Raw genomic sequence first — 22,795 nt, forward strand, 5'->3', positions numbered from 1 at the left:
GGCTCCCGCGGCCCGGACCTCAACGGCACACCGCCCCATGAACCGAAGGGAACCTGTCCGTGGACTCGCTCTTCCTCCCGGCTGCCGGCGGTCACATCCGCTGGATCGACATCCCCGGCAGCACGACGGGGCCGCCGCATGTCTATGTGCACGGTCTGGGATGCGCGGGCTCGGCGGACTTCGTCCACATCGCGACACAGCCCTCGCTCGCCGGCCACCGAGCCATCGTCGTGGACCTGCTCGGCCACGGATACAGCGACCGCCCGGCTGACTTCTCGTACACCCTGCACGACCACGCGCAGACCGTCGCCGACGTACTCGACCACCTCGGCGTCCGGCAGTCCGTCCTCGTCGGCCATTCCATGGGCGGAGCCATCGCCATCATCCTGGCCTCGGAGAGGGAGGGGCTCTTCTCCCGTGTCATCGCGGCAGAGCCCAACTGGCATGCCGGAGGCGGGCTGTTCAGCAAGCCCATCGCCCAGTACGCCGAATCCGGCTTCCTGGACCACGGGTTCGACCTCCTGCTCCACAGCTACGACCCGACCTACGCGGCCCGTGTGCGGGTCACCGATCCTCGCGCCCTGTACCGCAGCGCCCTCGGGCTCATCCAGGCGACGGAACCGGACATGGCCGAGCGCTTCCTCGCCCTGCCTCACCGCCGCGCGCTCATCGTGGGGGCTCACAGCCGACCCTACGAAGAGGAAGACGTGATGCGCGACGCCGGGATCCCTGTCATCGACGTTCCCGACGCCGGACACGACCTGATGCACGAGAACCCGCAGGGCTTCGCCGCCGCCGTCGCGCGTGCCTTGCGCTGAGCGAATGCGCTGAACGGATGCAGTGAGCGGCCGTACTGAACGGACGTGCTGAGCTGACGTACTGAGCGGACGTTCTGAGCAGGCCCGAAGACGCGTCGGGTGTCGGTCCGGCGGCACCCGACGAGGCCCTGTTCCCGGGCGCGTCGAGGGACTCCTGGATGCCCCGTGCGGACGCCGGTCCGCTGAGCGGGACACAGTGCTTCACCCGCCGTTTCGGAATGGGCAGGGTACCGCTCACCATCCACCGTACTTAGTACGGATCCGATCCCAACCGGGAGGTTTTGGGATTGCAGCACATAACCGGACTAGGCCCGCCCAGCCGCTCTTTCACGGCTGCGGGACTGATGAGGCGGGCAACGAGCCTGCCACCCCTGATTCCGTTCATCGCCCGAAGGGTCCTCCGAGGGCTCGCTGTCCTGTTGGTGCTGTCGATCGTCGCGTTCGGACTTGTCCGGCTGCTGCCGGGAAACCCGGCGGACGTCCTGGCCGGGCCGTACTCCGACGCGGCGACCCGGGCACGCCTGACGGAGGATCTCGGGCTCAACCGTTCAGTGACCGAGCAGTACGTGTTGTGGCTCGGCAGGCTGTTCCACGGGGACTTCGGCCAGTCGGTCTACAACGGCCTGCCGGTCCTCGACCTCATCAAGCAGAGACTGCCGAACACGTTGCAACTCGCCCTGGCCGCCACGGTGGTGTCGGTTCTGTGGGGCGTGCCCGCCGGCGTTCTGGCGGCCCTTCGCCAGGGCCGGTTCTTCGACCGGCTGGCCCGTGGATCGGCCTTCCTCGGGCTGGCGACGCCGGTGTTCGTCTTCGGCCTCTGCCTGATCCTCGCGGCCTCGTACGTCGTACCGTCCTGGCCGGCCGTCGGGTTCGTGCCCTTCTCGGACGACCCGGTGCGGAACCTGCAGAGCATCGTTCTCCCCGCGCTCGCCCTGGGGCTGCCTCTCGGCTCGACACTGTGCCGGTTCATGCGCGCCTCGATGATCGAGGTCTACGAACAGGACTACATGCGCACCGCTCTGGCGACCGGGGCGACGCGCTGGCAGGCGACGCTCCGGCACGGTGTGCGGAACGCGTCGGGACCGGTGGTCACGGTGGCCGGACTGCAACTGGCAGGCCTGGTCGGCAACTCCATCCTGATCGAGAACGTCTTCGCGATCCCCGGCATCGGCCAGCTCACCGTCAACTCGCTGCTGCAGAAGGACTACGCGGTCACCCAGGCCTGCATCCTGCTGCTCGGCCTGACCTACATCGTGATGAACCTCGCGGTGGACCTGATCCACCGTCTGATCGACCCCAAGGTAGGTGAATCACGATGAGTGAGTCGCCGGTGCTGTCCAACACATCTGACGCGCCCAACGCAGCTGACACCATGGGCGCGGTCGAGGGATCCGCCGCACGCCCGCGGCGGCGGAGGTTCCGGCCGGGCGTCGGGGTCGCATTCGGCCTCGGTATCCTGGTGGTGCTGGTCGCCATGGCGTACGTGGCGCCCCTGATCCGGCCGTTCTCCGCGAACGAGGTGGCCGGACCGCCCTTCGCGGCTCCCAACGGAACCCACTGGCTGGGCACGGACGACCTGGGCCGGGACTATTTCGTCCGGCTGTGCGTCGCCGGGCGCACCTCGCTGTCGATCGCGCTGGCAGGCTCGGTGCTGGCGCTGGTGGCCGGTTCGGCCATCGGGTTCGCGGCGGGCGTCGGTGGCCGTTGGCTGGACACCCTGCTGATGGGCGGGGTCGACCTGATGCTGTCGTTCCCCTCGCTCCTGCTCGGGCTCGCCGCGGTGACCGTCTTCTCGCCCTCGACGACGACCCTGATCGCGGTGCTGTCGTTCGTCTCACTGCCGCACTTCGCCCGGATCGTCCGGGCGCGCTGCCTCGAAGTCCGCGAGCTGGAGTTCGTGCTCTCCGCGCGGATCTCCGGGGTGCCGTCCTTCATGATCGTCCTGAAGCATCTGCTCCCCAACGTTCTCCCTCTGATGATGGTCCAACTCGCCAACTCGGCAGCCATCGTCATCCTGCTGGAGTCGGCGCTCAGCTACCTCGGGCTCGGAGTTCAGCCGCCGACCCCCAGCTGGGGCCGGATGATCGCCGAGGCGCAGAACTACCTGACGGACTCCCCATGGCTGGTCCTCGGCGCCGGCGGGGCCCTGCTCCTGTCCTCCGTCGCCTGGGGACTCATCGGCGAGGGCTTCGCGATCTCACGCCGCTCAGTCGTCTGACCCCCGCCGTACGGCACAGAGCCGACGGTCAACCCTCCCTGCCCCACGCCCGAAAGTAAGGCGGCCTCACCATGTCCTCACCGATCTCGCCGACATCACCCAGATCGTTCAGATCGCTCAAACCGGTCAGGAAACTGGCCCTCACCCTGGCGGCGATCACCGCCGCGTCGATGGCGCTCTCCGGCTGCGGAGGCGGCGGGCAGACGCAGTCCGGTACGGGCAGCAGCAAGCCGCACCGCGGCGGCACCCTCGTCGTCGGTGACGAGAGCCAGCCGCTCAGCGGTCTGGATCCCATCCTGGCCCAGGCGTTCGACGCCAAGCGCATGGCCGCACAGTTCTACGAGGGCCTCCTCTCACTGGGACCCGACGGCAGCACCCTGAAGCCGGCACTGGCGGCCTCGTGGAAGCAGGCGACACCGACCCGCTACGAGTTCACACTGCGGCCCGGTGTCACGTTCCACGACGGCGAGGCGGTCAAGGCGAGCGACGTCGCGTACAGCCTCAAGCGGATCGCCGATCCCAAGGTGCACTCGCCGTACGCGGCGCTCTACAGGTTCAAGGACGTGACCGCCCCGAGCGCGGACAAGGTCGTGGTGACGCTGGCGCAGCCGCAGTCGTCCCTGCTGCACCTGCTCGCCCAGCCGTGGAGCGCGGGCATCGTCAGCGAGAAGTGGGTCAAGTCCCAATCGGCCAACGCCCTCAAGACGAAGGAGAACGGGACAGGCCCGTACAAGCTTGCGGAGTTCCGGGAGGGCTCCCTCATCAAGACCGTTCGGTTCGACGGCTACTGGGACAAGCCGAAGCCGTACATCGACCAGATCGAGTACCGGGTCATACCCGACGAGGCCACCAGGGTGCAGGCCCTGCAGTCCGGGACCGTGGACAGCATCCAGGTCTCCCTGCCGAAGAACGCGGCCTCGCTCAAGAAGCGCAAGTTCAACGTGGGCGACGGATACGACGTCGGCGCCTACTGGCTCGGCCTGAACACCCTGGAGGGCCCGCTGGCCAACGACAAGGTGCGGCAGGCGATCAGTCTCGGCATCGACCGCAAGCAGCTGATCAGCATCGGGGCGCAGGGAGCCGGTGTCGTCTCCGGGGTCATCCCGGCCGGAGACCCGGTCCTGTCCGGCGAGAAGGCGGACCTGCCCAACAACCAGTACGACCCGGCCAAGGCGAAGCAGCTCCTCGCCGACTCGGGTGCGGGACCGGTGAAGCTCAAGCTGGCGATCCGGTCGAACAGGCCGGACAAGCTCGCCACCGCACAGCTCATCAAGGAACAGCTGTCGAAGATCGGCGTGACGGTGGACATCTCCCAGATCCCCTTCGAACAGCTGGTCAGCAACCTGCTGTCGGGCAAGTGGAACGCCGACATGATGCAGCTGACGTCCTCGCTCAACGCCGACGCCAGTCAGTACCTGAGCCTGTGGTTCGAGAAGAACGGAAAGACGACGAAGGTCGACGATCCGGAGCTCTGGCAGCGGATGTCGGACGCCATCGCCAAGGCCGACACCGCCAAGGACCGCACCCGGATGTACCAGGAACTGAACCAGTACGTGGCGGAGAAGACGTACATGATCGTCCCGTATGCCTCGCCGTCGGTGTACGACGTCTGGTCCAGCAAGCTGGCGGGCTTCAAGACCGAGGCATCCAGTACGCGCATGTTCTTCAAGGACGCGTGGATCGCATGACGGAGCGCCGATGAACGCCACAGTGGTGGACGGTACGGGGAAGACGGAGAAGGACGACCGGAACCCCGCGGAAGCCGTCCTGCGATTCCGTGACTTCAATGTCCGGTACGGCACGGCGCCGGCCAGCGTCCGCGGGGTCGACCTGACCGTGCGGCCCGGGGAGATCGTCGGCCTGATCGGCGAGAGCGGGAGCGGCAAGACCTCCGTCGCGATGGCCTGCCTCGGGCTGCTGCCCAAGCAGGCACAGGTGACCGCCGAGCTGTTCGAGGTGTGCGGCACCGACCTGTCGGCCGCGGACGACAAGGCGCTCACGCGGCTGCGCGGCAGCGACGTCGCGATGGTGTTCCAGGACGCCATGGGAGCGCTCGACCCGAGCATGCGGGTGGGCAGGCAGATCGGTGAGGTGCTGACACGGCACCGTGGCCTGAAGGGAGACGCACAGCGGCAGGCGGTGGTCGAACTGCTGCGCCGGGTACGTGTCCCTGAACCGGAGCGCAGGGCGCGGCAGTACCCGCACCAGCTCTCCGGCGGACTGCGCCAGCGCGTGGCCATGGCACTGGCATTGGCCGGCGAGCCACGGCTGCTCCTGGCCGACGAACCGACGACAGCGCTGGACGTCACGGTGCAGGCCGAGATCCTGCGGCTGCTCCGGACGATCCGCGACGAGTTCGGCGTCGCGATCCTGCTGATCTCGCACGACATCGGCGTGATCGCCCAGACCGCGGACCGCGTGGCGGTCATGAGGGACGGCGAGATCGTCGAGACCGGCGCCGTGGAGGAGGTGCTGCTGCGTCCGGCCTCGGACTACACGAAGATGCTGCTCGGTTCGGTGCCCACGGTGGGCAAGCGGGTCCGGCCCGAGCCCGCGAACGGGAACGGGAACGGGAACGCCGATGCGTACGGGAAGAGTGATGCGTACGGGACAGTTGACCCGGACGGCTCCGCGCTCTTCACGGCGGACGGGCTGAGCCGCAGTTTCCGCTCGGACGGCCATGCCGTGCACGCGCTCAGGGACGTCTCCCTGAGCGTCGGCAGGGGCGAGGTGCTGGGCGTCGTCGGTGAGTCCGGCTCGGGCAAGAGCACTCTCGCCAAGATGCTGGTCCGGCTTGACCGGCCGACCTCGGGTCGGCTGGAGAAGGACGGCGCCGACTACAGCAGGCTCCGGGGCAAGCGGCTGAAGGCCTTCCGGCGTGCCGTGCAGATGGTGTTCCAGCATCCGGCGGGTTCGCTCAACCCGAAGCTGCGGGTGGCGACTTCGGTGCGCGAGCCACTGGCTACGAGCGGTGTGACAGGTGGCGAGGCACGCCGGCGGATCGACGAGGTGCTGGCCGAGGTCGGCCTGCCGCCGGAGGCCGCGGGCAGGCTGCCGCACGAGTTCTCCGGCGGCCAGAAGCAGCGCATCGCCATCGCCCGCGCGATCGCCGCCCGGCCGGAGGTCGTGGTCCTGGACGAGCCGACCTCGGCGCTGGACGTCTCCGTACAGGCACAGGTGCTGGATCTGCTCCTCACGATCCAGCAGGCGGAGGACTTGACCTACGTCTTCATCTCCCACGACCTCGCGGTGGTCCAGGCCGTCTCGGACCGGGTGGTGGTGATGTACGCGGGTCGTGTCGTGGAGGTCGCGGAGGCGGAAGCACTCTTCGCCTCACCGGCGCACTGGTACACCAGGGCGCTCTTCGACGCCGTTCCGTCGCCCGATCCACGCGACCGGCCCGAGCCGGGCGCGATGAGCCCGTCGGACGAGGCACGGCCCGAGAACCTGGCAGCGGCCCAGGGGTGCGCCTTCGCCTCCCGGTGTTCCCATGCCGCGTCCCGTTGCTGGGTTGAGGTCCCGGAACTGTCCACGGTGCGGGCGGGGCACGCCGCGGCCTGTCACTTCCCGGCGGATGCGGACGCGGACGCACAGGCACACGCGGACATCGCGGACAAGGAGGTACGTGAATGAGGAGGGCTCTGGCCGGCATGGATGCCGTGGCCCAGGCGGACTTGGTCCGGCGGGGTGAGGCGTCACCGAGAGAGCTGGTCGAGGCCGCCATCGAGCGCATCGAAGCGACCGATCCGCAGATCAACGCCATCACTCACCGACGGTACGAGCAGGCGCTCACCGAGGCGGGGCGCATCCGCGAGGACGCCCCCTTCGCGGGTGTGCCCACGCTGGTGAAGGCGCTCAACGACAGCGAGGGCGACCCGGCGAACTACGGGTCCGCGTGGGTGGCCCGGCACCGCCGCGTCGCCACGGAGGACGCCGTCATCAACCGACGGCTCAGAGAGGCCGGCTTCTTGGTCGTCGGCCAGACCTCGACGCCGGAGTTCGGCCTGCTATCGGTCAGCGAGAGCGGCGTCCACGGCGTCACGCGCAATCCATGGCGTACGGACCTGACGTCCGGCGGTTCGTCGGGCGGCGCGTCGGCTTCGGTCGCCGCGGGCATGGTGCCCGTGGCGCAGGGAGGCGACGGCGGGGGTTCGATCCGGATGCCGGCCGCGTTCTGTCACCTGGTCGGTCTGAAGCCGAGCCTCGGGCGGATCAGCGCGGGCCCGGGCAAGTCCAACAGGTGGGGACACAGCGTCCCGGCGGTGGTCACCCGGACCGTACGGGACACCGCGGCGGTGCTCGACGCGGTGAGCGGGGGTGCGCCGGGCGACCGGGGTGGCCCCGCCCCCCTGCCACCGGGCGGGCTGGCCGCGATGGTCGGCCGTGATCCGGGACGGCTCCGGATCGGCTTCCTCGCCAGGACGCCCGACCACGCCCCGCAGATCGCGCAGCCCGTACGGGAGGCCGTACTGGACACCGCCCGGATACTCGAGCGGCTCGGACACGAGGTCGAGGAGGCCCATCCCGAACCGATGCTGGATCCGATGTGCCTGAAGGCGTTCTTCGACGCGCTCAGTGTCACCGCGGTCCAGACCGTCGAGACGCTCAGCGCGGAACTCGGGGAGCGGCCAGGACCGGACGACCTCGACGCCGTGACCAGGTTCTGGCTGCGGCGTGGGCGGGAGATCACGGGACTGGAGCTCGCCGACGCCTTCGTCTGGCAGGAGCGGCTGCGCGCCGCCATGTCGGACTGGTGGCAGGAGTACGACCTGCTGCTGAGCCCGGTGTTCGCCACGCCGCCCATGCCGGTGGGCTGGCCGTGGCAGGAAGCCGACGGCCTACAGAAATCGGTCGACGTGCTCACCTTCACCGCGCCGTTCAACACGACCGGGCAGCCCGCGATCTCCGTGCCCGCGACGCTGACCGAGTCCGGCGAGCCCATCGGAATCCAGCTCGCGGCAGCCTACGGGCGGGAGGCCCTGCTGATCGCCGTGGCGGCGCAGTTGGAGACGGAGCGGCCCTGGGCCGCGCTGCGCCCGCCGGTGTTCGCGGACCAGGCGGACCAGGCTGACCAGGCGCACGAAGCAGGGGATGGACCGTACGTTGCGACACCGCGCCTGTCGCGGGACAGGAGTGGGAAATGACCGAGAACCACGTACACGGATCCGCAGGCTCCACCGTGTTCACCAACGCTCGCCTGATCGACGGAACCGGCTCCGCCCCCGTCGAGTCGGTGACCGTGGTCGTGGAGGACGGCAGGTTCACCTACGTCGGACCTGAGGGCTCGTCACCAGCGCCCGAGGGCGCGACGGTCATCGACCTCGGCGGACGTACGCTCCTGCCTGGGTTCTTCGACTGCCATGTGCACTTCCTCATGGACAGCAACGCCGATTTCAGGGGGAGGCTGCTGACCAACCGGCCGACGGTCACCATCTTCGAGCGGGCGCGGCGCATGCGCGAGACGCTGCATGCCGGAATCACGACGGCGCGGGACCTCGGCGGCATCGACGCCGGCTACCGGGACGCGGTGGCGCAGGGCCTGATCGAGGGGCCCCGGCTGCATGTCGCGGTGAGGCTGATGAGCCACACCGGCGGACACGCCGACTTCAGTCTGCCGAGCGGGTTCGACCCGTCGGCGGCCCTTCCCGAGCCCTTCAGCGAACTGGCGGACGACCCGGCCCAGGTTCGGCTGTCGACGAGGCGGCTGCTCCACGAGGGTGCCGACGTCATCAAGATCTGCGCGACGGGCGGCGTGAACAGCCCGAGCGACCAGCCCGAGGACGAGGGGCTGACCGTCGAGGAGATCGCGGCGGTCGTGGACGAGACACGGTGCCACCGCGGTCGGCCGGTCGCCGCGCACGCACAGGGCACACAGGGCATTAAGAACGCCCTGCGCGGCGGCGTGTCCAGCATCGAGCACGGCTACCTCATCGACGACGAGGGCATCGATCTCATGCTGGAGAAGGGCGCGTTCGTCGTACCGACTCTGTCGACCTTCCACATGGGGCGGGACCGCTATACGGCCGAGGCGTACGAGAAGAAGATGCGGATGGCCGATGCCGCCATCGAGCGGCTGAGCGAGGCGGTCCGGCGTGGCGTGAAGGTGGCCCTCGGCACCGACGCGGGAGCCGTCCCGCACGCACGGAACCTCGAAGAGCTCGGCCACATGGTGAAACTGGGCATGTCGCCGCTGGACGTCATCCGGGCCGGAACGCTGAACGCCGCTCAGCTGATGGGGCTGGACGAGACCCTCGGCACCATCGAACCGGGAAAGACCGCCGACCTCGTCGTGTGCGACGGTGACCCGGTCGCCGACATCGATGTGCTCGCCGACCCGGCGAACGTGGTGCTGGTCATGCAGGAGGGACGCCTGGCCAAGCACACGCTGCCCGAGACCGCCGGAGTGGCGAAGGTGGTGTGACGAAGACACTCGCAGCGACCGTCAGCCCGCTCGTACGGCTGCCGGTCGCGTGTCATGCCTGGACGGTGGGGCGAACGTTGATCTCGCCGATCTCGACGTCGGCGGGCTGCTCGATGGCGAAGGCCACCGCGCGGGCGACCGCCGCCGGAGGGATGCCCATCGCGTCCATGTTCTTGCGTGTCAGCTCACGGACGTTCGGGTCCGCCATGGAGTCGGCGAGATCGGTGCGGATGTATCCCGGCGAGATGGCCGTCGTGCGCACCACCCCGTCGGTGGACTCCTTGCGCAGCCCCTCGTGGACGGTGCGCACCGCGTTCTTGGTCGCGGCGTAGACGGCCATCGTCGGAGACACGGTCAGTCCGGCCACGGAGACGATGCTCACCAGGTGGCCGGACCCCTGCTCGCGGAAGGCGGGCAGCGCGGCGGCGATGCCGTTGAGCGTGCCGCGAAGGTTGACATCGATCATGGTCGACCAGCCTTCGGTGTCGAGGTCGGCCAGCGGGCTGATCGGGGCGATGCCCGCGTTGTTCACCAGCACGTCGATACGGCCGTACTGGTCGATGGCGGTGGAGACCAGGCGCCGCAGGTCCTCGGCCTTGGTGACGTCGACGACGCACGCGGTGGCGCGGCCGCCCTGCTCCCGGATGTCCTGCGCTATGGCGTCGATGCGCTCGCTGCGGCGCGCCGAGAGGACGACCGCGGCGCCGCGCTGGGCGAGCAGCCGGGCCGTGGCTTCGCCGATGCCCCCGCTCGCTCCGGTGATGGCGACGATCTTGTCCTGAAGAGATAGCACTACTGCCTCCAAGTAAAGTGGACACGTGTCCGGTCTGTGGTTCAGCTTACCGGACACGTGTCCACTTGTCGGAGGCGGAACATCAGGAGAGGCCCATGAGTACGCCCGCACGCCGTCCGGACGCGGAGCAGAACCGGACCCGCATCGTCGAGGCCGCCCGTGCGGCCCTCGCCGAGTCCCGCCACGTCCACCTCAACGAGATCGCCAAGCGTGCCGGTGTAGGACAGGGGACGCTCTACCGGAACTTCCCCAACCGCGAGGCGCTCCTGGCCGAGGTCTACCGGCGTGACGTGGAGGAACTCGTGACCGCCTCTTCCGCCCTGCTGGCGGATCACGAGCCCGTGGAGGCACTGCGTCGCTGGCTCGACCGAGTGATCGACTACGCCGAGATCAAGTACGGCGTCCTGGCAGTACTGGAGCCGGCCGCGTGGCAGGACCTCGTCGCTCACAGCCAGAACCCCATCGAAGGTGCCCTCGGCCACCTGCTGGACGCCGGGAAGGCGGCCGGTTCCATCCGCACCGACGTGGACGCCCATGGGGTCGTCCTGCTCATCGCCTACCTCGGCCGACTGGACCGGGGCGAATGGGAGTCGAAGGCGCGGCCTCTGATGAACGTCATCCTCGACGGCCTCCGCCGACGGGACGCGGACGGGTGAGGGCGGGGGAGGGGTGACGGTGGGGAGGGGTGAGTGTCGTGGATCGGGCGAGGCGGGATCGGTTCTGGTTCCTGCCGAGGCCGGTCAGTGACGTACTCGGTCAGGCGCTCGCCGGGGTCTCACACCCGCACGGCAGACCCACGCTCGCTCATCTGCGGCGCACACAGCACCCGCTTCTTCCGTACGCGCTTGCCCTCGATCGCCGCGACCGTCAGCCGTGCCGCCTCCGCCGCGATCTGGGTCAGCCCCCAGTCCACGGTGGTCAGCGGCGGGGTGAGCACCCGCGACACCGGATGGTTGTCGAAGCCGACCACGGAGACGTCCCGGCCCACCTCCAGTGAGGCGTCGGCCGCAGCCGCGTAGACCCCGTACGCCAGTGAGTCCGAGAAGCAGAACACGGCGGTCGCAGGGTGGGCTCCGTCCAATACGCCGCGCGCCACCGCCGTCGCCTCGCCCAGCTCCTGTGGGCAGGGGACCAGTTCGGCCTGGAGGCCTAGGCGGTCGGCCGCCTCGCGGACATACACGTCGGCGGGCCGGTCCGGGGTGCTCGGGCGGGTCGGCGTCAGCACGGTCACCCGGCGGTGGCCGAGGCCGTGCAGATACTCCAGTACGGCGTCGATGCCGGCCCGGTTGTCGAAGATGACCTGGCCGGCCGTGCGGGCCCGGCTCAGCGAGTCGCCGACGGCGACCACCGGCAGCGAGTCGGCGATAGCGGCCCAGCCCTTCGCGGAGGGATTCACGGGAGACACCAGCAGCGCGTCGACCCGCTGGTCGCGAAGCTGTTTGGCGAGGGCCAGTTCACGGTCGGGGTCGCCGCCCGCGTCGAGGATCAGCGCGTAGCGGTCGCCGGCCAGCAGCTCCCGGCCGATGGCCGCCATCAACTGCTGCTGCCACAGGTCCTGGAGGTCGCCGGCGAGGACGCCGACCATGCTCGTGCGGCCGCTGACCAGTGCGCGGGCGATGGGATCGGCCTCGTAGCCGAGTTCGGCCGCGGCCTGGCGCACCCGTTCCTCGGTCTCCTTGGAGACGTGTTTGCCGCGCAGGGCGTACGAGACGGCGGCGGTGGAGAGGCCCGTGGCCTCGGCCACCTCCCGAAGGGTGGTGCGCTTGCTGGGCCTGGCCATGCCGGGAAGCCTACCGGGACGCGTCCGCATTGTGAGCACACGGCCCGCCGGGTGCCGCCGTGGTCCGTCCGCACGCGGGTGCCGCTCCCGAGCACGGGCCCCGTCTCCGCCGCCAACGCATGCTTGACAGGCCCGCTTGTTAATCGCTTAAGTTAACCGTATAAGTGAAACGCTTAACCTAGGTTGACCGCCCCTCCTCAACCTTGCCTCTCATCCTTGCCAGCCCGAGGACCGCCGCGTGCCCACCGACGTCCACCAGCACATCTGGCCACCCGACTTCATCGAGTTGCTGCGCTCCCGCACCACACCGCCGTACCTCGACGGCTGGACCCTGCACGCGGGCGGCGAACCGCCCTACGAGGTCGACCCGGCCGACCACGACATCACGGCCCGTACGCGTCTTGCCGCCACCGACGGACTGGGCCTGGCACTGGTGTCCCTCTCAAGCCCCCTCGGCATCGAGTACCTGCCGCCCGCCGAGGCCGCCCCGCTGCTGTCGGCGTTCCACGACGGAGCCCTCGCACTGCCGTCCCCCTTCGGCGTCTGGGCCTCTCCCTGCCTGTCGGCACCGGACCCCGAGGCCGTCGAACGCGAACTCCGGCGCGGCTGCGCGGGCCTCCAACTGCCCGCCACAGCCCTCCTCGACGCGGCCGGCTGGACCCGGTGCGCCCCCTTCCTCGACGTCCTCACCCGCCACGGCAAGCCCCTCTTCATCCACCCGGGCACGGTCCGGCCCACCCCCGACGCTCCTCCGTGGTGGCCGGCCCTGGTCCCGTACATCCACCAGATGCACGCGTCCTGGTTCGCCTTCCGCGCCTTCGGCCGCGCCCGCCACCCCCGCCTGCGCGTCTGCTTCGCCGCCCTCGCGGGCCTCGCCCCGCTCCACGGCGAACGGCTCGCGATCCGCGGCGGCGGGCGGGGCCAGGTCGACTTCGACGCGTTCTACGAGACCTCCTCCTACGGAACTCGCGCTGTGGACGCGGTCGTTCGGGCCGTCGGCATCGACGTGGTCGTCGGCGGCAGCGACCGCCCGTACGCACCTCCCGTCATCCCCGACCTCGGCGCGGCTGCCGCCGTCCACGCGCTGCGCACCACCAACCCCGCCCGCCTCCTGTACGGCCACGCCTGAGCCGTGCCGCCCGTGGCGGACCCGACCCGAAGGGAGCCCCTCATGACGTACGAGTCGCTGCCAGACCGCACCCTCGACAAGCGCGAACTCCAGGCGCTCGTCGACAACCTCGCCACCCGCCCCGACCTCTGGCGCGAACAGGTCGCCTTCTCCGACGAACAAAGGCACTACGCGTCCTTGTACCGCGACGAATACGTAGACGTCTGGCTGCTCTGCTGGACCCGGCAGAACGACACCGGCTGGCACGACCACGACATCTCCTCCGGCGCCGTCGGCATCGTCCAGGGCGCCCTCCACGAGTCCAACCCACGCATCGGCGGCAGCCACCTGTCCGTCACCGTCACCACCGGCGAGTCCTTCTGCTTCGGCCCCGAACACATCCACCGGCTCACCGGCGCGACCGACGACGCCGTCTCGATCCACGCCTACTCGCCACCGCTGTGGCGTCTCGGCCAGTACGACATCACCGAGGACGGCCTGATGCGCCGCATCTCCGTCTCGTACGCCGACGAACTGCGCCCACTGGACACCCCGGCGGCCTGAGGCGGACTGGCCCGACCGGCCGATCGGCGCTCAGCTCCGCCCTCGGTCGAGAGGAGCGCTGACGGCGAAGTCCTCATCGAGCTTCGCGACCACGGCGCCGGCGATGGACGGGGCGTAACTCGCACCCCACGCCTCAACCGCACCGAGGAATCCGACAAGCTGCTCCCGAACCAGGCCCAGCAGCTCGGGCAGTTGAGCCGGCGGAAGCTCGATGGGAAGACCCGCCGGGCGATCCCCATCAGGCCACACTCGGGCGACCGCCCCGGCATGCTCGACCCGCGGCGAGGGATCGTGGCCGAGCCACGGCTCGTCGCCGTTCATCAGATCAAGCCAGTCCCGCCAGTTCTCCAGCCCGAAACAGCACCCAGGCACCACTGTGACCCCAGCCCGAACCGGCTGGAGTTCGAGGACGGCTTCGCCGATGACGCCGGCAAGCCCAACCCCGACATGCCGACGATGATCGTCCGCGTGCGGCTCACCGCAGACGGCGAGAGCGCCACGCTGATGACGGTCGAGAGCACGTTCCCCACGGCCGAGGCGATGGAACAGCTGGTGTCCATGGGCATGGCCGAGGGCATGTCCGCAGGCCTGGGCCAGATCGACGCGCTGCTGGCCGAACCCGCAACCTGATGGCGGGCTGAGTCATTGCTCGGTCGGCACGCAGAGGACCGGGACGCTCGACAGGTGGAGCAGTTTGTGGGGGGTCGAGCCCAGTAGCGCTCCGCGCATCGGGCTCTCCCCCCAGCTGCCCACCACGATGAACCGCGCCTCGTGACGTGACGCGGCGTCGATCAGCGCCTGGGCCGGCTTCTGGTCGATGATCTCGACGGTTGTCCGTACGTCGGCCTCGTCGGCCACCCTGACGGCGTGGTCGAGCGCGACGCGTCCGGCCTCACGGACGGCTTCGTGGTGAGCCCCGTACTCCTCGCCCAGGGTTCCCGGAGCCGCGGCGCCGTAGACCAGCACGAGCGGCTCGTCGAACGCGGCGGACACCTCGATCGCGACACGGAGTGCGCGTGCCGCGCCCGGCGACTCGTCGTATCCGAGGACAACCGACATCTCAGGACTCCTTGCCGTGGACGAGATCGGCGTCGGCCACACCTGGGCGTTCCGACCAGAAGACGGGTGACATCAGCCGCCGTACGACCATGAGCACCACACCGATGAGGGCGATCCCGATGCCGATGACGAGCGGGGGACCCAGGCCGAACCACGAGACACCGCTGTAGGAGTTCTCGGGGTCGGCCATGTCGGAGACCGATTCCACCAGCAGCCACGCCAGCAGCCCGGCGCCGACCAGCGGGCCCAGGCCGATGAGTACGAAGTAACGCACGCTCTCGGTCAGATGGCGGCGGTAGTAGACCGCGCAGGCGACACCCGTGAGCGCGTAGTAGAACGCGATCAGCAACGACAGCGCGGTGAGCGAGTCGAAGAGGGCGTTGGTGCTGATCTGGTTGACGATGAGGTACCAGGCGATGGCGATGCCGGCGACCCACCACGTACTGACGTCGGGCGTACGGAACCGCGGGTGGATGTGGGCGAAGTGCTCGGGCAACGCGTGACGGCGCGCCATGGACAGTGCCGTGCGCGACGCCGGGATGATCGTCGTCTGCGTCGACGCCAGCGCGGACGTCGACACCGCCAGCAGCACCACCCAGTCCCAGCCGCCCATCACCTCGGTGGCGAGCAGCGCGAAGACGAACTCCTCCTCGTCGGCGTTCTCGGCGAGGAACGTCGTGCCGGCGTAGGCGACGACCGCGAAACCGACCGACAGATAGGTCACCAGCAGCACGACCGTCGACCAGACGCCCGCCTTGCCGGGAGCGGTGGCGGAGTTCTCGACCTCCTCGGTGAGATTGACCGCCGATTCCCAGCCCCAGTAGATGAACACCCCCAGCAGCAGGGCTCCGGTCAGCGAAGCGCCGCCGGCTCCGAAGGGGTTGAGCCACTTGAAGGCGGGGTCGATGGAGTCGAAGGAGCTGGTGCCCGCGTAGACCCGGTAGAGCGCCACGACGACGAAGGCGAGCAGACAGGCGACCTGCGCCAGGATGAGGACGTTCTGCACCTTGGCCGACACCTCGGTGCCGACGACGCACACGGCCGTCATCACGAGGATGAGCAGCACGGCGAGCGACTGGCGTACGAAGTCGTTGTCGGCCCAGCTGTCGAGGCCGAACGCGAGCAGTGCGAAGCTCACGGCTACGTCCGCCAGTGAACCGACCACCAGAACCCCGGTCATCGCGATGGCCCAGCCACCGAGCCACCCGGCCCACGGCCCCATGGCCCGGGTGACCCACGAGAAGGTCGTACCGCAGTCCTGGTCGACCTTGTTGAGGTAGTAGAACGCCGATGCGATCAACAGCATCGGCAAGAAGGACGCGACCATCACGCCCGGGGCGTAGATGCCCACCAGCGCCACGATCGGACCGATGACCGCCGCCAGCGAGTACGCCGGGGAGGTGGAGTTGAGACCGATGACGAGCGCGTCGACGAAGCCGATCGCGTTGGCCTTCAACCCGACAGGTGGGGGTGCGTCCGCAGTGTCGTTGGCCATGTTCCCTCGCTCCGGTTGTGCGTGAATCCATACAACAGGGCGTTGTGGAACTTTCTACGCTATTGAGGGCCTCTTGGATACGCATGTCACCTGGGCAGACGTCTCCGGGTGCGCGAGCGCCGACGGGGAGTCAGACGGCGGGGTCATCGGACCCGGGCCCGGGTCCGGGCGTGTCCTCGCGCACGCCCCACGGTGACCCGTACTCCGTCAGCAGGTCGAGGAACGGCCGGGGCGGCAGTGCCTCGGGGCCGAGCACCCCGCTGCCGTGCCAGGCTCCCGACGCGATGAGTTCGAGAGCGGCCACGGGGTTGATCGCGGTCTGCCAGACCACGGCCTGGGAGCCGTACTCCCGCATCGACCACTGGTTGTCGACCACGTGGTAGAGGTACACCTCCCGGGGCCGGCCGTCCTTGGTGCCCTTGACCCACGTACCGGCGCACGTCTTGCCGTGCATACGGTCCCCGAGGCCGGCCGGGTCGGGCAGACAGGCGGCGACCACGTCCCGCGGGGAGACCGTGACCTTGCCCGTTCCGGCGCTGGTGCCGCCGTTCACGGTGACGGGATCGGTGCGGTCCAGGCCCAGTTTGTGCAGGGTCTGGAGGACGCCGATGAACTCGTCGCCGAGACCGTACTTGAAGGTGACTCGGCGGGCCTTCAACCACCGGGGGACCAGCAGCACTTCCTCGTGCTCGACGTTGACGCACTCCACCGGCCCGATGCCCTCCGGGAAGTCGAAGACCTCGGGCTCGCTGAAGGGCGGTGTGGTGAACCAGCCCCGGTCCGCCTCGTAGACGACCGGTGGGTTGAGGCATTCCTCGATGGTCGTCCAGATGCTGAAGGACGGGGCGAAGTCGTAGCCGTCCACGACCAGGTTGGCGCCGTCGCGGATGCCGATCTCCTCGATCTCGTCGAAGAGGACGTCGGCTGCGTAGCGGGCGAAGACGTCCGACAGGCCCGGCTCCACACCCATGCCGACCAGCGCGAGCCGGCCCGCCGCCTCCCACTCGGCGGACCGCGCGAACTGGGCGTCTCCCAGTTTGACGCCGCATTCCTCGTAGGGGCGGGTCGGGTGCGGCCGGGACAGGGACATCGCCATGTCCAGGTAGTGGGCGCCATGGGCGAGTGCCGCGTCGAACAGCGGCAGTACGAAACGGGGGTCGGTGGCATTGAGCAGGACGTCGCAGCGGTGCTCGGCGAGGGCGGCCCGCACACCGGCCGTGTCCGAGGCGTCGAGTCGTACCGCCGTGAACCTGTGCTCGTCCTCCCCGAGCGCCGCGACGGCCGACTCCGCCCGCGCCGGGTCGTAGTCGGCGACGACCATGTGCTCGTAGAAGGAACGCCGGGCCGCGATCCTCGTGATCGCGGTCCCGACGCCTCCCGCTCCGACCAAGAGAACTCGCATGGCGCAGCACCCCTTCGTCCCGCCGTCGCAGGGGAGCCCCCTGCCTGTTCGGTGGGCCAGGACGATATCAGCCGGACCGCCCGGTGAGAGGTGACTGATCCGGAGATGTCGCGCCATGCTCGATCGACTTCGTATGCCCAGGTCAGAAGCGGAGTTCTACTGTGCTGTGCTCCTAGATCGCTGCCGCGCCTCGTTGGGCCGATCGGGGCTTGACGTCGGGCGGCGGGGCGGTGCTGCGGGCCTGGAGTTCGATGGCCAGGGGTGCGGCGGTGAACATCGAGGAGTACGTGCCCACGATGATGCCGATGAGCAGGGCGAGCGCGAAGTCGGTCAGGGAGTCTCCGCCCAGCAGGGTGAGGGCGGAGAGGATGAACACGGCTCCCATGCCCGTGTTCACCGTGCGGGGGAGGGTTTGCAGGATCGCGGTGTTCGCGAGGCGCGAGAAGGGTGTCTTACGGTCGCCGGCCGACAGTTCCCTGATCCGGTCGAAGACGACGACGGAGTCGTTGACGGAGTATCCGATCACGGTCAGCAGGGCCGCGAGGAACACTCCGTCGATCGGTTTGCCGAGCCAGGCGAAGACGCCTACGAGGATCAGGGCGTCGTGTGCCATCGCGGCGACCGCCGATGTGCCGAAGGTCCAGCGGAAGCGCACCGCGAGATACAGCAACTGGGCGGCCAGGGCCGAGGCGAGGGCGATGAGAGCTCCTCGGCGCAGTTCGTCCCCGAGGCTGGGGCCGATGAGCTCGTCGCGGATCTTGTCGGCACTGCCCGCGAGGTCGCCGATCGTCCTGTCCACCTTCGCCGCCTCGGCGTTGGACAGTTGATCCGTCCGTACGGAGAGGTCACCGTCGCCGGAGGTCTGCACGACCGCGCGGGGCAGACCGGCGTCGGCCAGGGCGTCCCGGGCACGGTCGGCATCTACGGGGGTGGAGGTGGAGTACTCCATGAGCCGTCCGCCGGTGAACTCGACGCCGAAGTCCAGCCCTCGGAGCGCGATGCCCGAGGTGGCCAGGACGAGCGCGGCGGCGGACGCGGCCAGCCAGGTGCGGCGACGGCGCATCAGGTCGGGATCGCGGCGGACCAGCCAGTCGCGGACCTTCCCGGTGTCCGCGATGCCGGTGAGACGGGGACGGCGTCGTACGGATCGGCGGGCGACCGCGTAGTCGGCGAGGACCCGGGTGATCACCAGAGCGCTGAGCATGGAGGCGAGAACGCCGATGCCCAGGGTGACACCGAAGCCGCGGACAGGTCCGGAGGCGAGGAAGAAGAGCAGCCCCGCGGCGATGAGCGTGGTGATGTTGGAGTCGGCGATGGCGCTGAACGCGTTGCGGAATCCGGCGGTGAGGGCGGCGCGCAGGCCCTTGCTCTGACGGGCCGCGTACTCCTCGCGGGCCCGTTCGAAGACGAGCACATTGGCGTCGACGGCCATGCCGATGGCCAGGACGAATCCCGCGAGCCCGGGGAGGGTGAGGGTGGCGCCGAGTGCGGCGAGAGCCGCGTAGGAGATGACTCCGTAGCAGGCGAGGGCCACGGCGGCCAGGGCACCGAGGAGCCGGTAGACGGCGATGATGAACAGGGAGGTCAGCGCGGTGCCGATGACGGCGGCCCGGGCACTGGCCTCGATGGCGGATGCGCCCAGGGTCGGGCCGACGGTGCGCTGTTCGACGGTCTCGACCGGCACCGGCAGGGCTCCGCCGTTGATGAGCAGGCCCAGTTCGCGGGCCTCGTCACGGCTGAAGGAGCCGGTGATCTGAGTGGATCCGCCGGCGATGCCCGTACGGCAGGCGACGGAGGAGTTGACCTGCGGGGAGGAGATGACCTTGTCGTCCAGGACGATGGCGACGCGGCGGGCGGGATCGCCGGCCGGACGGCACGCCGCCTCGCCCGTCAGGCGGGCCCAGGCGTCGCCGCCTGCTCCCTTGAAGTCGACACCGACGTACCAGCCGACCCCGCTCTGCTGGTCGATGCGCGCCTCGGCGCTCTCGACGTCCGCGCCGGTGAGCGCCGACGGGCCCAAGCGCACGGACTGACCGGACTCGTCGGGGAGGACGAGTTCCGCCGACTGCTTGGGCAGCGGCTTTCGTGAGGTTTCGTCGGCGTCCGCGATACCGAGGACCGGATGGAAGGCGAGTTGGGCGGTACGGCCGAGGACGTCGGCGGCTTCACGCGGGTCCTGGATGCCGGGCAGCTCGACGATGATCCGGTTTTCTCCGGAACGGGCGATGCTGGGTTCGGCGACGCCGAGCGCGTCGACGCGGTGGCGCAGTACCTCCAAAGTGCGGTCAGTGGCCTCCGAGTCGGCCTTGGCCGTGGGCGAATCCCGGGTTTCCAGGACGATTTGGGTGCCGCCGCGCAGATCGAGTCCGAGGCGGACCGGCACGGTCAGCGTGATGTAGAGCGACAGGGCGAGAACTGCAAGGGCGAAGAACGCCCGCACGCGGATGGCGCGCGTCAAGGGTGCCTCCAACAGGCATACCGCAGCCATGAGAAGGGAGCGGTGGGGATCGACTGGGTGACGTCAGATGCCGTTGGAAGGCGGCGGGCCTCGCCCGCTGTGACGCTCGGAATGCTGTGGAGGCGTGAAGGTGCCCTGCGGGAGCGGCAGTTGCGGCCCGGACTCCGGCAGAGGGAGCACCAGTCCGGGCGGGACGGACACCCCGCCCGGAGCCAGGGTGTGCCACTCGCCCGGCGTGGCCCTGCCTACGCGGGGCTGCTGGCCGCAGGTGGTGGTGCACTTGTCTTCGGCGCTGCTACGGCTGTCGGCCTTGGTCGCGACACTCGTGGCCGGCGGGATCTCCGCCGCCGGTGCCGGGCTCTGGTACGCGGCGGCTGCGACCGGCGTCGATGCGACGGTGGAGGCCGCGGCGGGGATGCCCTGGAGGCCGAGTACGCCGAGGAGCGCGAACAGCGCCGACAGAAGTGCGCCGGTGATGGGCGTGAGGTTCCGGCTGTCGGAGGTGGAGGACGCACGGGTTCGCTGTGCCATGCGGTTCCTCCTCCTCAGGGACAGGGCCGCCACGGGTGGCGGCCCTATCGGACAACGCATGAGGAACGCATAAGGTTCGCGCGGGACGGTACGGATGGCGAATCCGGTCCGGGACTTCGTCAGCCGCCGTTCGCGTCGTCGTCGGGGACCCAGCGCAGTACGTCGCCGGGCTGGCAGTCGAGCGTCCGGCAGATCGCGTCGAGGGTCGTGAACCGCACCGCCTTCGCGCGGCCGTTCTTCAGTACGGCGATGTTGGCGGGCGTGATGCCGACGGCAGCGGCGAACTCGCCGACCGACAGGTTGTGTCTGGCGAGCTGGACGTCGAGGTCGACGATGATCGCCATCAGACGACCGCGGCGATCTCGGTCTGCAGATCCGTCGCCTTGCGCAAGAGGCTTCGCATGATGACGGTGAGCATCGCGAACGCCGCTCCCACGCCGACGCTCGTGATCGCGGCGCCCAGGGCGCTGAGTTCCTCCATGCCGTCGTCGGGAGACGGGATGTCGGCCACGAAGAGATGTCCGGCGACGCCGAGCGCCAGCAGTGTGGCCACGACGGAGGATCCGATGACGATGTCGACCCACCGGAAGGCCAGCGGTGAGAAGATCGCGCCGCGTCGGACCATGGCGAGCAGCATCCACACCGCGACGAGGGCGACCTGGACACAGACGACGCCGACGATCGCCACCGTCACATATGGCGTGGCGAACGGTGCGTAGGGAGGGAAACGATCGACTTCGTCCGCCGCTGTCGTCGGAATGACTACGATCTGGCCGAAGAGGCCGACCAGGATCGCTGCGGCGATACCGGCCCTGAGTGCGGCTATGAAGAGACGATGCATATATCGATTATCGATTGTTATCGATCGAAAAGCAATCGATTTCGTCCAGGAACTGCCTCGGCACGGCACCCACAGGAGCTCTCGTGACGTACGACATCACCGCCCTCCGCTCCCAGTTCCCGGCGCTGGGCGCCGGAACCGCGCACTTCGACGGCCCCGGTGGCACCCAGACCCCGCAGCCCGTCATCCAGGCCATCGCGGACGCGTTGGCGCGGCCTCTGTCGAACCGTGGGCAAGGGACACCGGGGGAGCGGAACGCCGAGAGCATCGTCACCAAGGCCCGCCAGGCCTTGGCCGACCTGTTGGGAGCGCACCCGACAGGGATCGTCTTCGGTCGTAGTGCCACCCAGCTCACCTACGACTTCTCCCGTGCCCTCGCCAAGACGTGGTCGCCCGGGGACGAGGTGGTCGTCACCCGTCTCGACCATGACGCCAACATCCGCCCGTGGATCCAAGCCGCCGCCCAGGCGGGTGCCACCGTGCGCTGGGCAGACTTCGATCCCGCCACCGGCGAACTGACCGCCGCCGACGTCCGTGCCGTTCTGTCCCCGCGCACCCGGCTGGTCGCCGTGACCGCTGCCTCCAACCTGATCGGCACACGTCCCCCGATCACCGAGATCGCCGGCCTGGTGCGCGATGCCGGAGCGCTCACCTACGTCGACGGCGTCCACTACACCGCCCATACGCTGGTCGACCTGGAGCGGCTCGGCGCGGACTTCTTCGTCTGTTCTCCGTACAAGTTCCTCGGCCCTCACCACGGAGTCCTCGCCGCCCGGCCGGAGTTGCTGGAAACGCTGCGGCCGGACAAGCTCCTGCCTTCCACGGACGCGGTCCCGGAACGCTTCGAACTGGGCACACTGCCCTACGAGTTCCTCGCGGGCACGCAAGCGGCGGTCGATTTTCTCGCCGGGCTCGACACGGGGGCCACAGGAACGCGACGACAGCGCCTTGCCTCGGCGTTCACGGCACTCGAAGCACACGAACATGCCCTGCGCACACAGCTCGACAAGGGGCTGTCCTCGCTCCGGGGTGTCCAGGTCCACTCCAGGGCGGTCGATCGCACTCCCACTCTGTTGCTCACGTTCGAGGGGCGCTCGTCGTTGGCGTCGACGGAGGCCTACCGGTTCCTCGCGGAGCGTGGCGTCCACGCGCCATCGGGGTCCTTCTACGCGATCGAGGCCTCCCGTCGACTCGGCCTGGGTGACACCGGTGGCCTCCGGATCGGCCTGGCCCCCTACAACGACGCGGAGGACGTCGAACGGCTCCTGGAAGGCATGTCCGAGTTCCTGGCGCTCTGAGGGGAGCCC

General features: G+C 69.4%; 21 protein-coding genes. 12 read left to right on the plus strand and 9 right to left on the minus strand.

Features of this window, described 5'->3' with window-relative positions; all coding sequences use genetic code 11:
* Positions 1 to 59: 59 nt before the first annotated feature.
* The 7 genes from ACN20J_RS46035 to ACN20J_RS46065 all read left to right on the plus strand — a co-directional run bounded on the left by ACN20J_RS46035 (position 60) and on the right by ACN20J_RS46065 (position 9,457).
* A complete protein-coding gene (locus ACN20J_RS46035) occupies positions 60 to 818 on the plus strand; it encodes an alpha/beta fold hydrolase (RefSeq protein ID WP_419668362.1) in 759 nt (252 codons plus the stop codon).
* Positions 819 to 1,162: 344 nt separating this feature from the next.
* Positions 1,163 to 2,137, plus strand: a complete 975-nt coding sequence (locus ACN20J_RS46040; protein WP_257678032.1) for an ABC transporter permease — start codon at positions 1,163 to 1,165, stop codon at positions 2,135 to 2,137.
* The gene (locus tag ACN20J_RS46045) at positions 2,134 to 3,036 is read left to right on the plus strand and encodes an ABC transporter permease (RefSeq protein WP_419668363.1); all 903 of its coding nucleotides are present in this window, start codon (positions 2,134 to 2,136) and stop codon (positions 3,034 to 3,036) included. The genes ACN20J_RS46040 and ACN20J_RS46045 overlap by 4 nt, the downstream gene beginning before the upstream one ends.
* Before the next feature lie 71 nt (positions 3,037 to 3,107).
* Positions 3,108 to 4,724, plus strand: a complete 1,617-nt coding sequence (locus ACN20J_RS46050) for an ABC transporter substrate-binding protein (protein ID WP_361913158.1) — start codon at positions 3,108 to 3,110, stop codon at positions 4,722 to 4,724.
* Between the two features lie 10 nt (positions 4,725 to 4,734).
* On the plus strand, positions 4,735 to 6,669 hold the full coding sequence (locus tag ACN20J_RS46055) for a dipeptide ABC transporter ATP-binding protein (RefSeq protein ID WP_419668364.1): 1,935 nt from the start codon (positions 4,735 to 4,737) through the stop codon (positions 6,667 to 6,669).
* Positions 6,666 to 8,180, plus strand: coding sequence for an amidase (locus ACN20J_RS46060; protein WP_419668365.1), 1,515 nt, complete (start codon positions 6,666 to 6,668; stop codon positions 8,178 to 8,180). The genes ACN20J_RS46055 and ACN20J_RS46060 overlap by 4 nt, the downstream gene beginning before the upstream one ends.
* The gene (locus ACN20J_RS46065; RefSeq protein ID WP_419668366.1) at positions 8,177 to 9,457 is read left to right on the plus strand and encodes an amidohydrolase family protein; all 1,281 of its coding nucleotides are present in this window, start codon (positions 8,177 to 8,179) and stop codon (positions 9,455 to 9,457) included. The genes ACN20J_RS46060 and ACN20J_RS46065 overlap by 4 nt, the downstream gene beginning before the upstream one ends.
* Before the next feature lie 52 nt (positions 9,458 to 9,509).
* Here the strand turns inward: ACN20J_RS46065 and ACN20J_RS46070 are convergent, their stop codons facing one another.
* A complete protein-coding gene (locus ACN20J_RS46070; RefSeq protein WP_419668367.1) occupies positions 9,510 to 10,250 on the minus strand; it encodes an SDR family oxidoreductase in 741 nt (246 codons plus the stop codon).
* 95 nt (positions 10,251 to 10,345) lie between these two features.
* On the opposite strand from ACN20J_RS46070, the gene ACN20J_RS46075 reads away from it, so the two are divergent.
* Positions 10,346 to 10,906, plus strand: coding sequence for a TetR/AcrR family transcriptional regulator (locus ACN20J_RS46075; protein WP_419668368.1), 561 nt, complete (start codon positions 10,346 to 10,348; stop codon positions 10,904 to 10,906).
* Positions 10,907 to 11,025: 119 nt separating this feature from the next.
* Here ACN20J_RS46075 and ACN20J_RS46080 read toward each other — a convergent pair whose 3' ends face one another.
* On the minus strand, positions 11,026 to 12,030 hold the full coding sequence (locus ACN20J_RS46080; RefSeq protein ID WP_189843025.1) for a LacI family DNA-binding transcriptional regulator: 1,005 nt from the start codon (positions 12,028 to 12,030) through the stop codon (positions 11,026 to 11,028).
* 238 nt (positions 12,031 to 12,268) lie between these two features.
* Here ACN20J_RS46080 and ACN20J_RS46085 point away from each other — a divergent pair, with 238 nt between their 5' ends.
* The 3 genes from ACN20J_RS46085 to ACN20J_RS46095 all read left to right on the plus strand — a co-directional run bounded on the left by ACN20J_RS46085 (position 12,269) and on the right by ACN20J_RS46095 (position 14,332).
* Positions 12,269 to 13,159 (plus strand): amidohydrolase, encoded by an 891-nt coding sequence (locus ACN20J_RS46085; RefSeq protein WP_419668369.1) that lies wholly within the window; start codon positions 12,269 to 12,271, stop codon positions 13,157 to 13,159.
* Positions 13,160 to 13,201: 42 nt separating this feature from the next.
* Positions 13,202 to 13,702: a cysteine dioxygenase gene (locus tag ACN20J_RS46090; protein ID WP_189843023.1), complete on the plus strand. Its 501-nt coding sequence runs from the start codon at positions 13,202 to 13,204 to the stop codon at positions 13,700 to 13,702.
* A 267-nt stretch (positions 13,703 to 13,969) separates the two neighbouring features.
* Entirely contained in the window at positions 13,970 to 14,332 is a 363-nt protein-coding gene (locus ACN20J_RS46095; RefSeq protein WP_419668370.1) for an SRPBCC family protein, read from the plus strand.
* A gap of 12 nt (positions 14,333 to 14,344) precedes the next feature.
* Here ACN20J_RS46095 and ACN20J_RS46100 read toward each other — a convergent pair whose 3' ends face one another.
* From ACN20J_RS46100 to ACN20J_RS46130, 7 genes are all read right to left on the minus strand, one after another.
* Entirely contained in the window at positions 14,345 to 14,761 is a 417-nt protein-coding gene (locus ACN20J_RS46100) for a universal stress protein (protein ID WP_189843019.1), read from the minus strand.
* Between the two features lies 1 nt (position 14,762).
* On the minus strand, positions 14,763 to 16,256 hold the full coding sequence (locus tag ACN20J_RS46105; RefSeq protein ID WP_419668371.1) for an APC family permease: 1,494 nt from the start codon (positions 16,254 to 16,256) through the stop codon (positions 14,763 to 14,765).
* A gap of 130 nt (positions 16,257 to 16,386) precedes the next feature.
* On the minus strand, positions 16,387 to 17,658 hold the full coding sequence (locus ACN20J_RS46110; protein ID WP_419668372.1) for a saccharopine dehydrogenase family protein: 1,272 nt from the start codon (positions 17,656 to 17,658) through the stop codon (positions 16,387 to 16,389).
* Positions 17,659 to 17,830: 172 nt separating this feature from the next.
* Positions 17,831 to 20,116 (minus strand): protein translocase subunit SecD, encoded by a 2,286-nt coding sequence (gene secD, locus ACN20J_RS46115; protein WP_419668373.1) that lies wholly within the window; start codon positions 20,114 to 20,116, stop codon positions 17,831 to 17,833.
* 63 nt (positions 20,117 to 20,179) lie between these two features.
* Positions 20,180 to 20,647 (minus strand): hypothetical protein, encoded by a 468-nt coding sequence (locus ACN20J_RS46120; protein ID WP_190229919.1) that lies wholly within the window; start codon positions 20,645 to 20,647, stop codon positions 20,180 to 20,182.
* Positions 20,648 to 20,766: 119 nt separating this feature from the next.
* Positions 20,767 to 20,991 (minus strand): helix-turn-helix domain-containing protein, encoded by a 225-nt coding sequence (locus ACN20J_RS46125; protein WP_190229918.1) that lies wholly within the window; start codon positions 20,989 to 20,991, stop codon positions 20,767 to 20,769.
* The gene (locus tag ACN20J_RS46130; RefSeq protein WP_362294867.1) at positions 20,991 to 21,488 is read right to left on the minus strand and encodes a DUF2975 domain-containing protein; all 498 of its coding nucleotides are present in this window, start codon (positions 21,486 to 21,488) and stop codon (positions 20,991 to 20,993) included. The genes ACN20J_RS46125 and ACN20J_RS46130 overlap by 1 nt, the downstream gene beginning before the upstream one ends.
* An 83-nt stretch (positions 21,489 to 21,571) precedes the next feature.
* On the opposite strand from ACN20J_RS46130, the gene ACN20J_RS46135 reads away from it, so the two are divergent.
* The gene (locus ACN20J_RS46135; RefSeq protein WP_419668374.1) at positions 21,572 to 22,786 is read left to right on the plus strand and encodes a cysteine desulfurase-like protein; all 1,215 of its coding nucleotides are present in this window, start codon (positions 21,572 to 21,574) and stop codon (positions 22,784 to 22,786) included.
* Positions 22,787 to 22,795: the final 9 nt, after the last annotated feature.

This window comes from Streptomyces sp. 2-1, from assembly GCF_048564895.1.
Taxonomy (GTDB): Bacteria; Actinomycetota; Actinomycetes; order Streptomycetales; family Streptomycetaceae; genus Streptomyces; species Streptomyces phaeochromogenes.

What these genes read in the sequence shown, in the direction of transcription:
- ACN20J_RS46075 (WP_419668368.1), top strand. Translation starts at nt 10,346, where the DNA reads ATGAGTACGCCCGCACGCCGTCCGGACGCGGAGCAGAACCGGACCCGC.
- ACN20J_RS46090 (WP_189843023.1), top strand. Translation starts at nt 13,202, where the DNA reads ATGACGTACGAGTCGCTGCCAGACCGCACCCTCGACAAGCGCGAACTC.
- ACN20J_RS46045 (WP_419668363.1), top strand. Translation starts at nt 2,134, where the DNA reads ATGAGTGAGTCGCCGGTGCTGTCCAACACATCTGACGCGCCCAACGCA.
- ACN20J_RS46105 (WP_419668371.1), bottom strand. Translation starts at nt 16,256, where the DNA reads ATGGCCAACGACACTGCGGACGCACCCCCACCTGTCGGGTTGAAGGCC.
- ACN20J_RS46125 (WP_190229918.1), bottom strand. Translation starts at nt 20,991, where the DNA reads ATGGCGATCATCGTCGACCTCGACGTCCAGCTCGCCAGACACAACCTG.
- ACN20J_RS46100 (WP_189843019.1), bottom strand. Translation starts at nt 14,761, where the DNA reads ATGTCGGTTGTCCTCGGATACGACGAGTCGCCGGGCGCGGCACGCGCA.
- ACN20J_RS46130 (WP_362294867.1), bottom strand. Translation starts at nt 21,488, where the DNA reads ATGCATCGTCTCTTCATAGCCGCACTCAGGGCCGGTATCGCCGCAGCG.
- ACN20J_RS46120 (WP_190229919.1), bottom strand. Translation starts at nt 20,647, where the DNA reads ATGGCACAGCGAACCCGTGCGTCCTCCACCTCCGACAGCCGGAACCTC.
- ACN20J_RS46095 (WP_419668370.1), top strand. Translation starts at nt 13,970, where the DNA reads ATGCTCGACCCGCGGCGAGGGATCGTGGCCGAGCCACGGCTCGTCGCC.
- ACN20J_RS46065 (WP_419668366.1), top strand. Translation starts at nt 8,177, where the DNA reads ATGACCGAGAACCACGTACACGGATCCGCAGGCTCCACCGTGTTCACC.
- ACN20J_RS46050 (WP_361913158.1), top strand. Translation starts at nt 3,108, where the DNA reads ATGTCCTCACCGATCTCGCCGACATCACCCAGATCGTTCAGATCGCTC.
- ACN20J_RS46060 (WP_419668365.1), top strand. Translation starts at nt 6,666, where the DNA reads ATGAGGAGGGCTCTGGCCGGCATGGATGCCGTGGCCCAGGCGGACTTG.
- ACN20J_RS46110 (WP_419668372.1), bottom strand. Translation starts at nt 17,658, where the DNA reads ATGCGAGTTCTCTTGGTCGGAGCGGGAGGCGTCGGGACCGCGATCACG.
- ACN20J_RS46080 (WP_189843025.1), bottom strand. Translation starts at nt 12,030, where the DNA reads ATGGCCAGGCCCAGCAAGCGCACCACCCTTCGGGAGGTGGCCGAGGCC.
- ACN20J_RS46055 (WP_419668364.1), top strand. Translation starts at nt 4,735, where the DNA reads ATGAACGCCACAGTGGTGGACGGTACGGGGAAGACGGAGAAGGACGAC.
- ACN20J_RS46040 (WP_257678032.1), top strand. Translation starts at nt 1,163, where the DNA reads ATGAGGCGGGCAACGAGCCTGCCACCCCTGATTCCGTTCATCGCCCGA.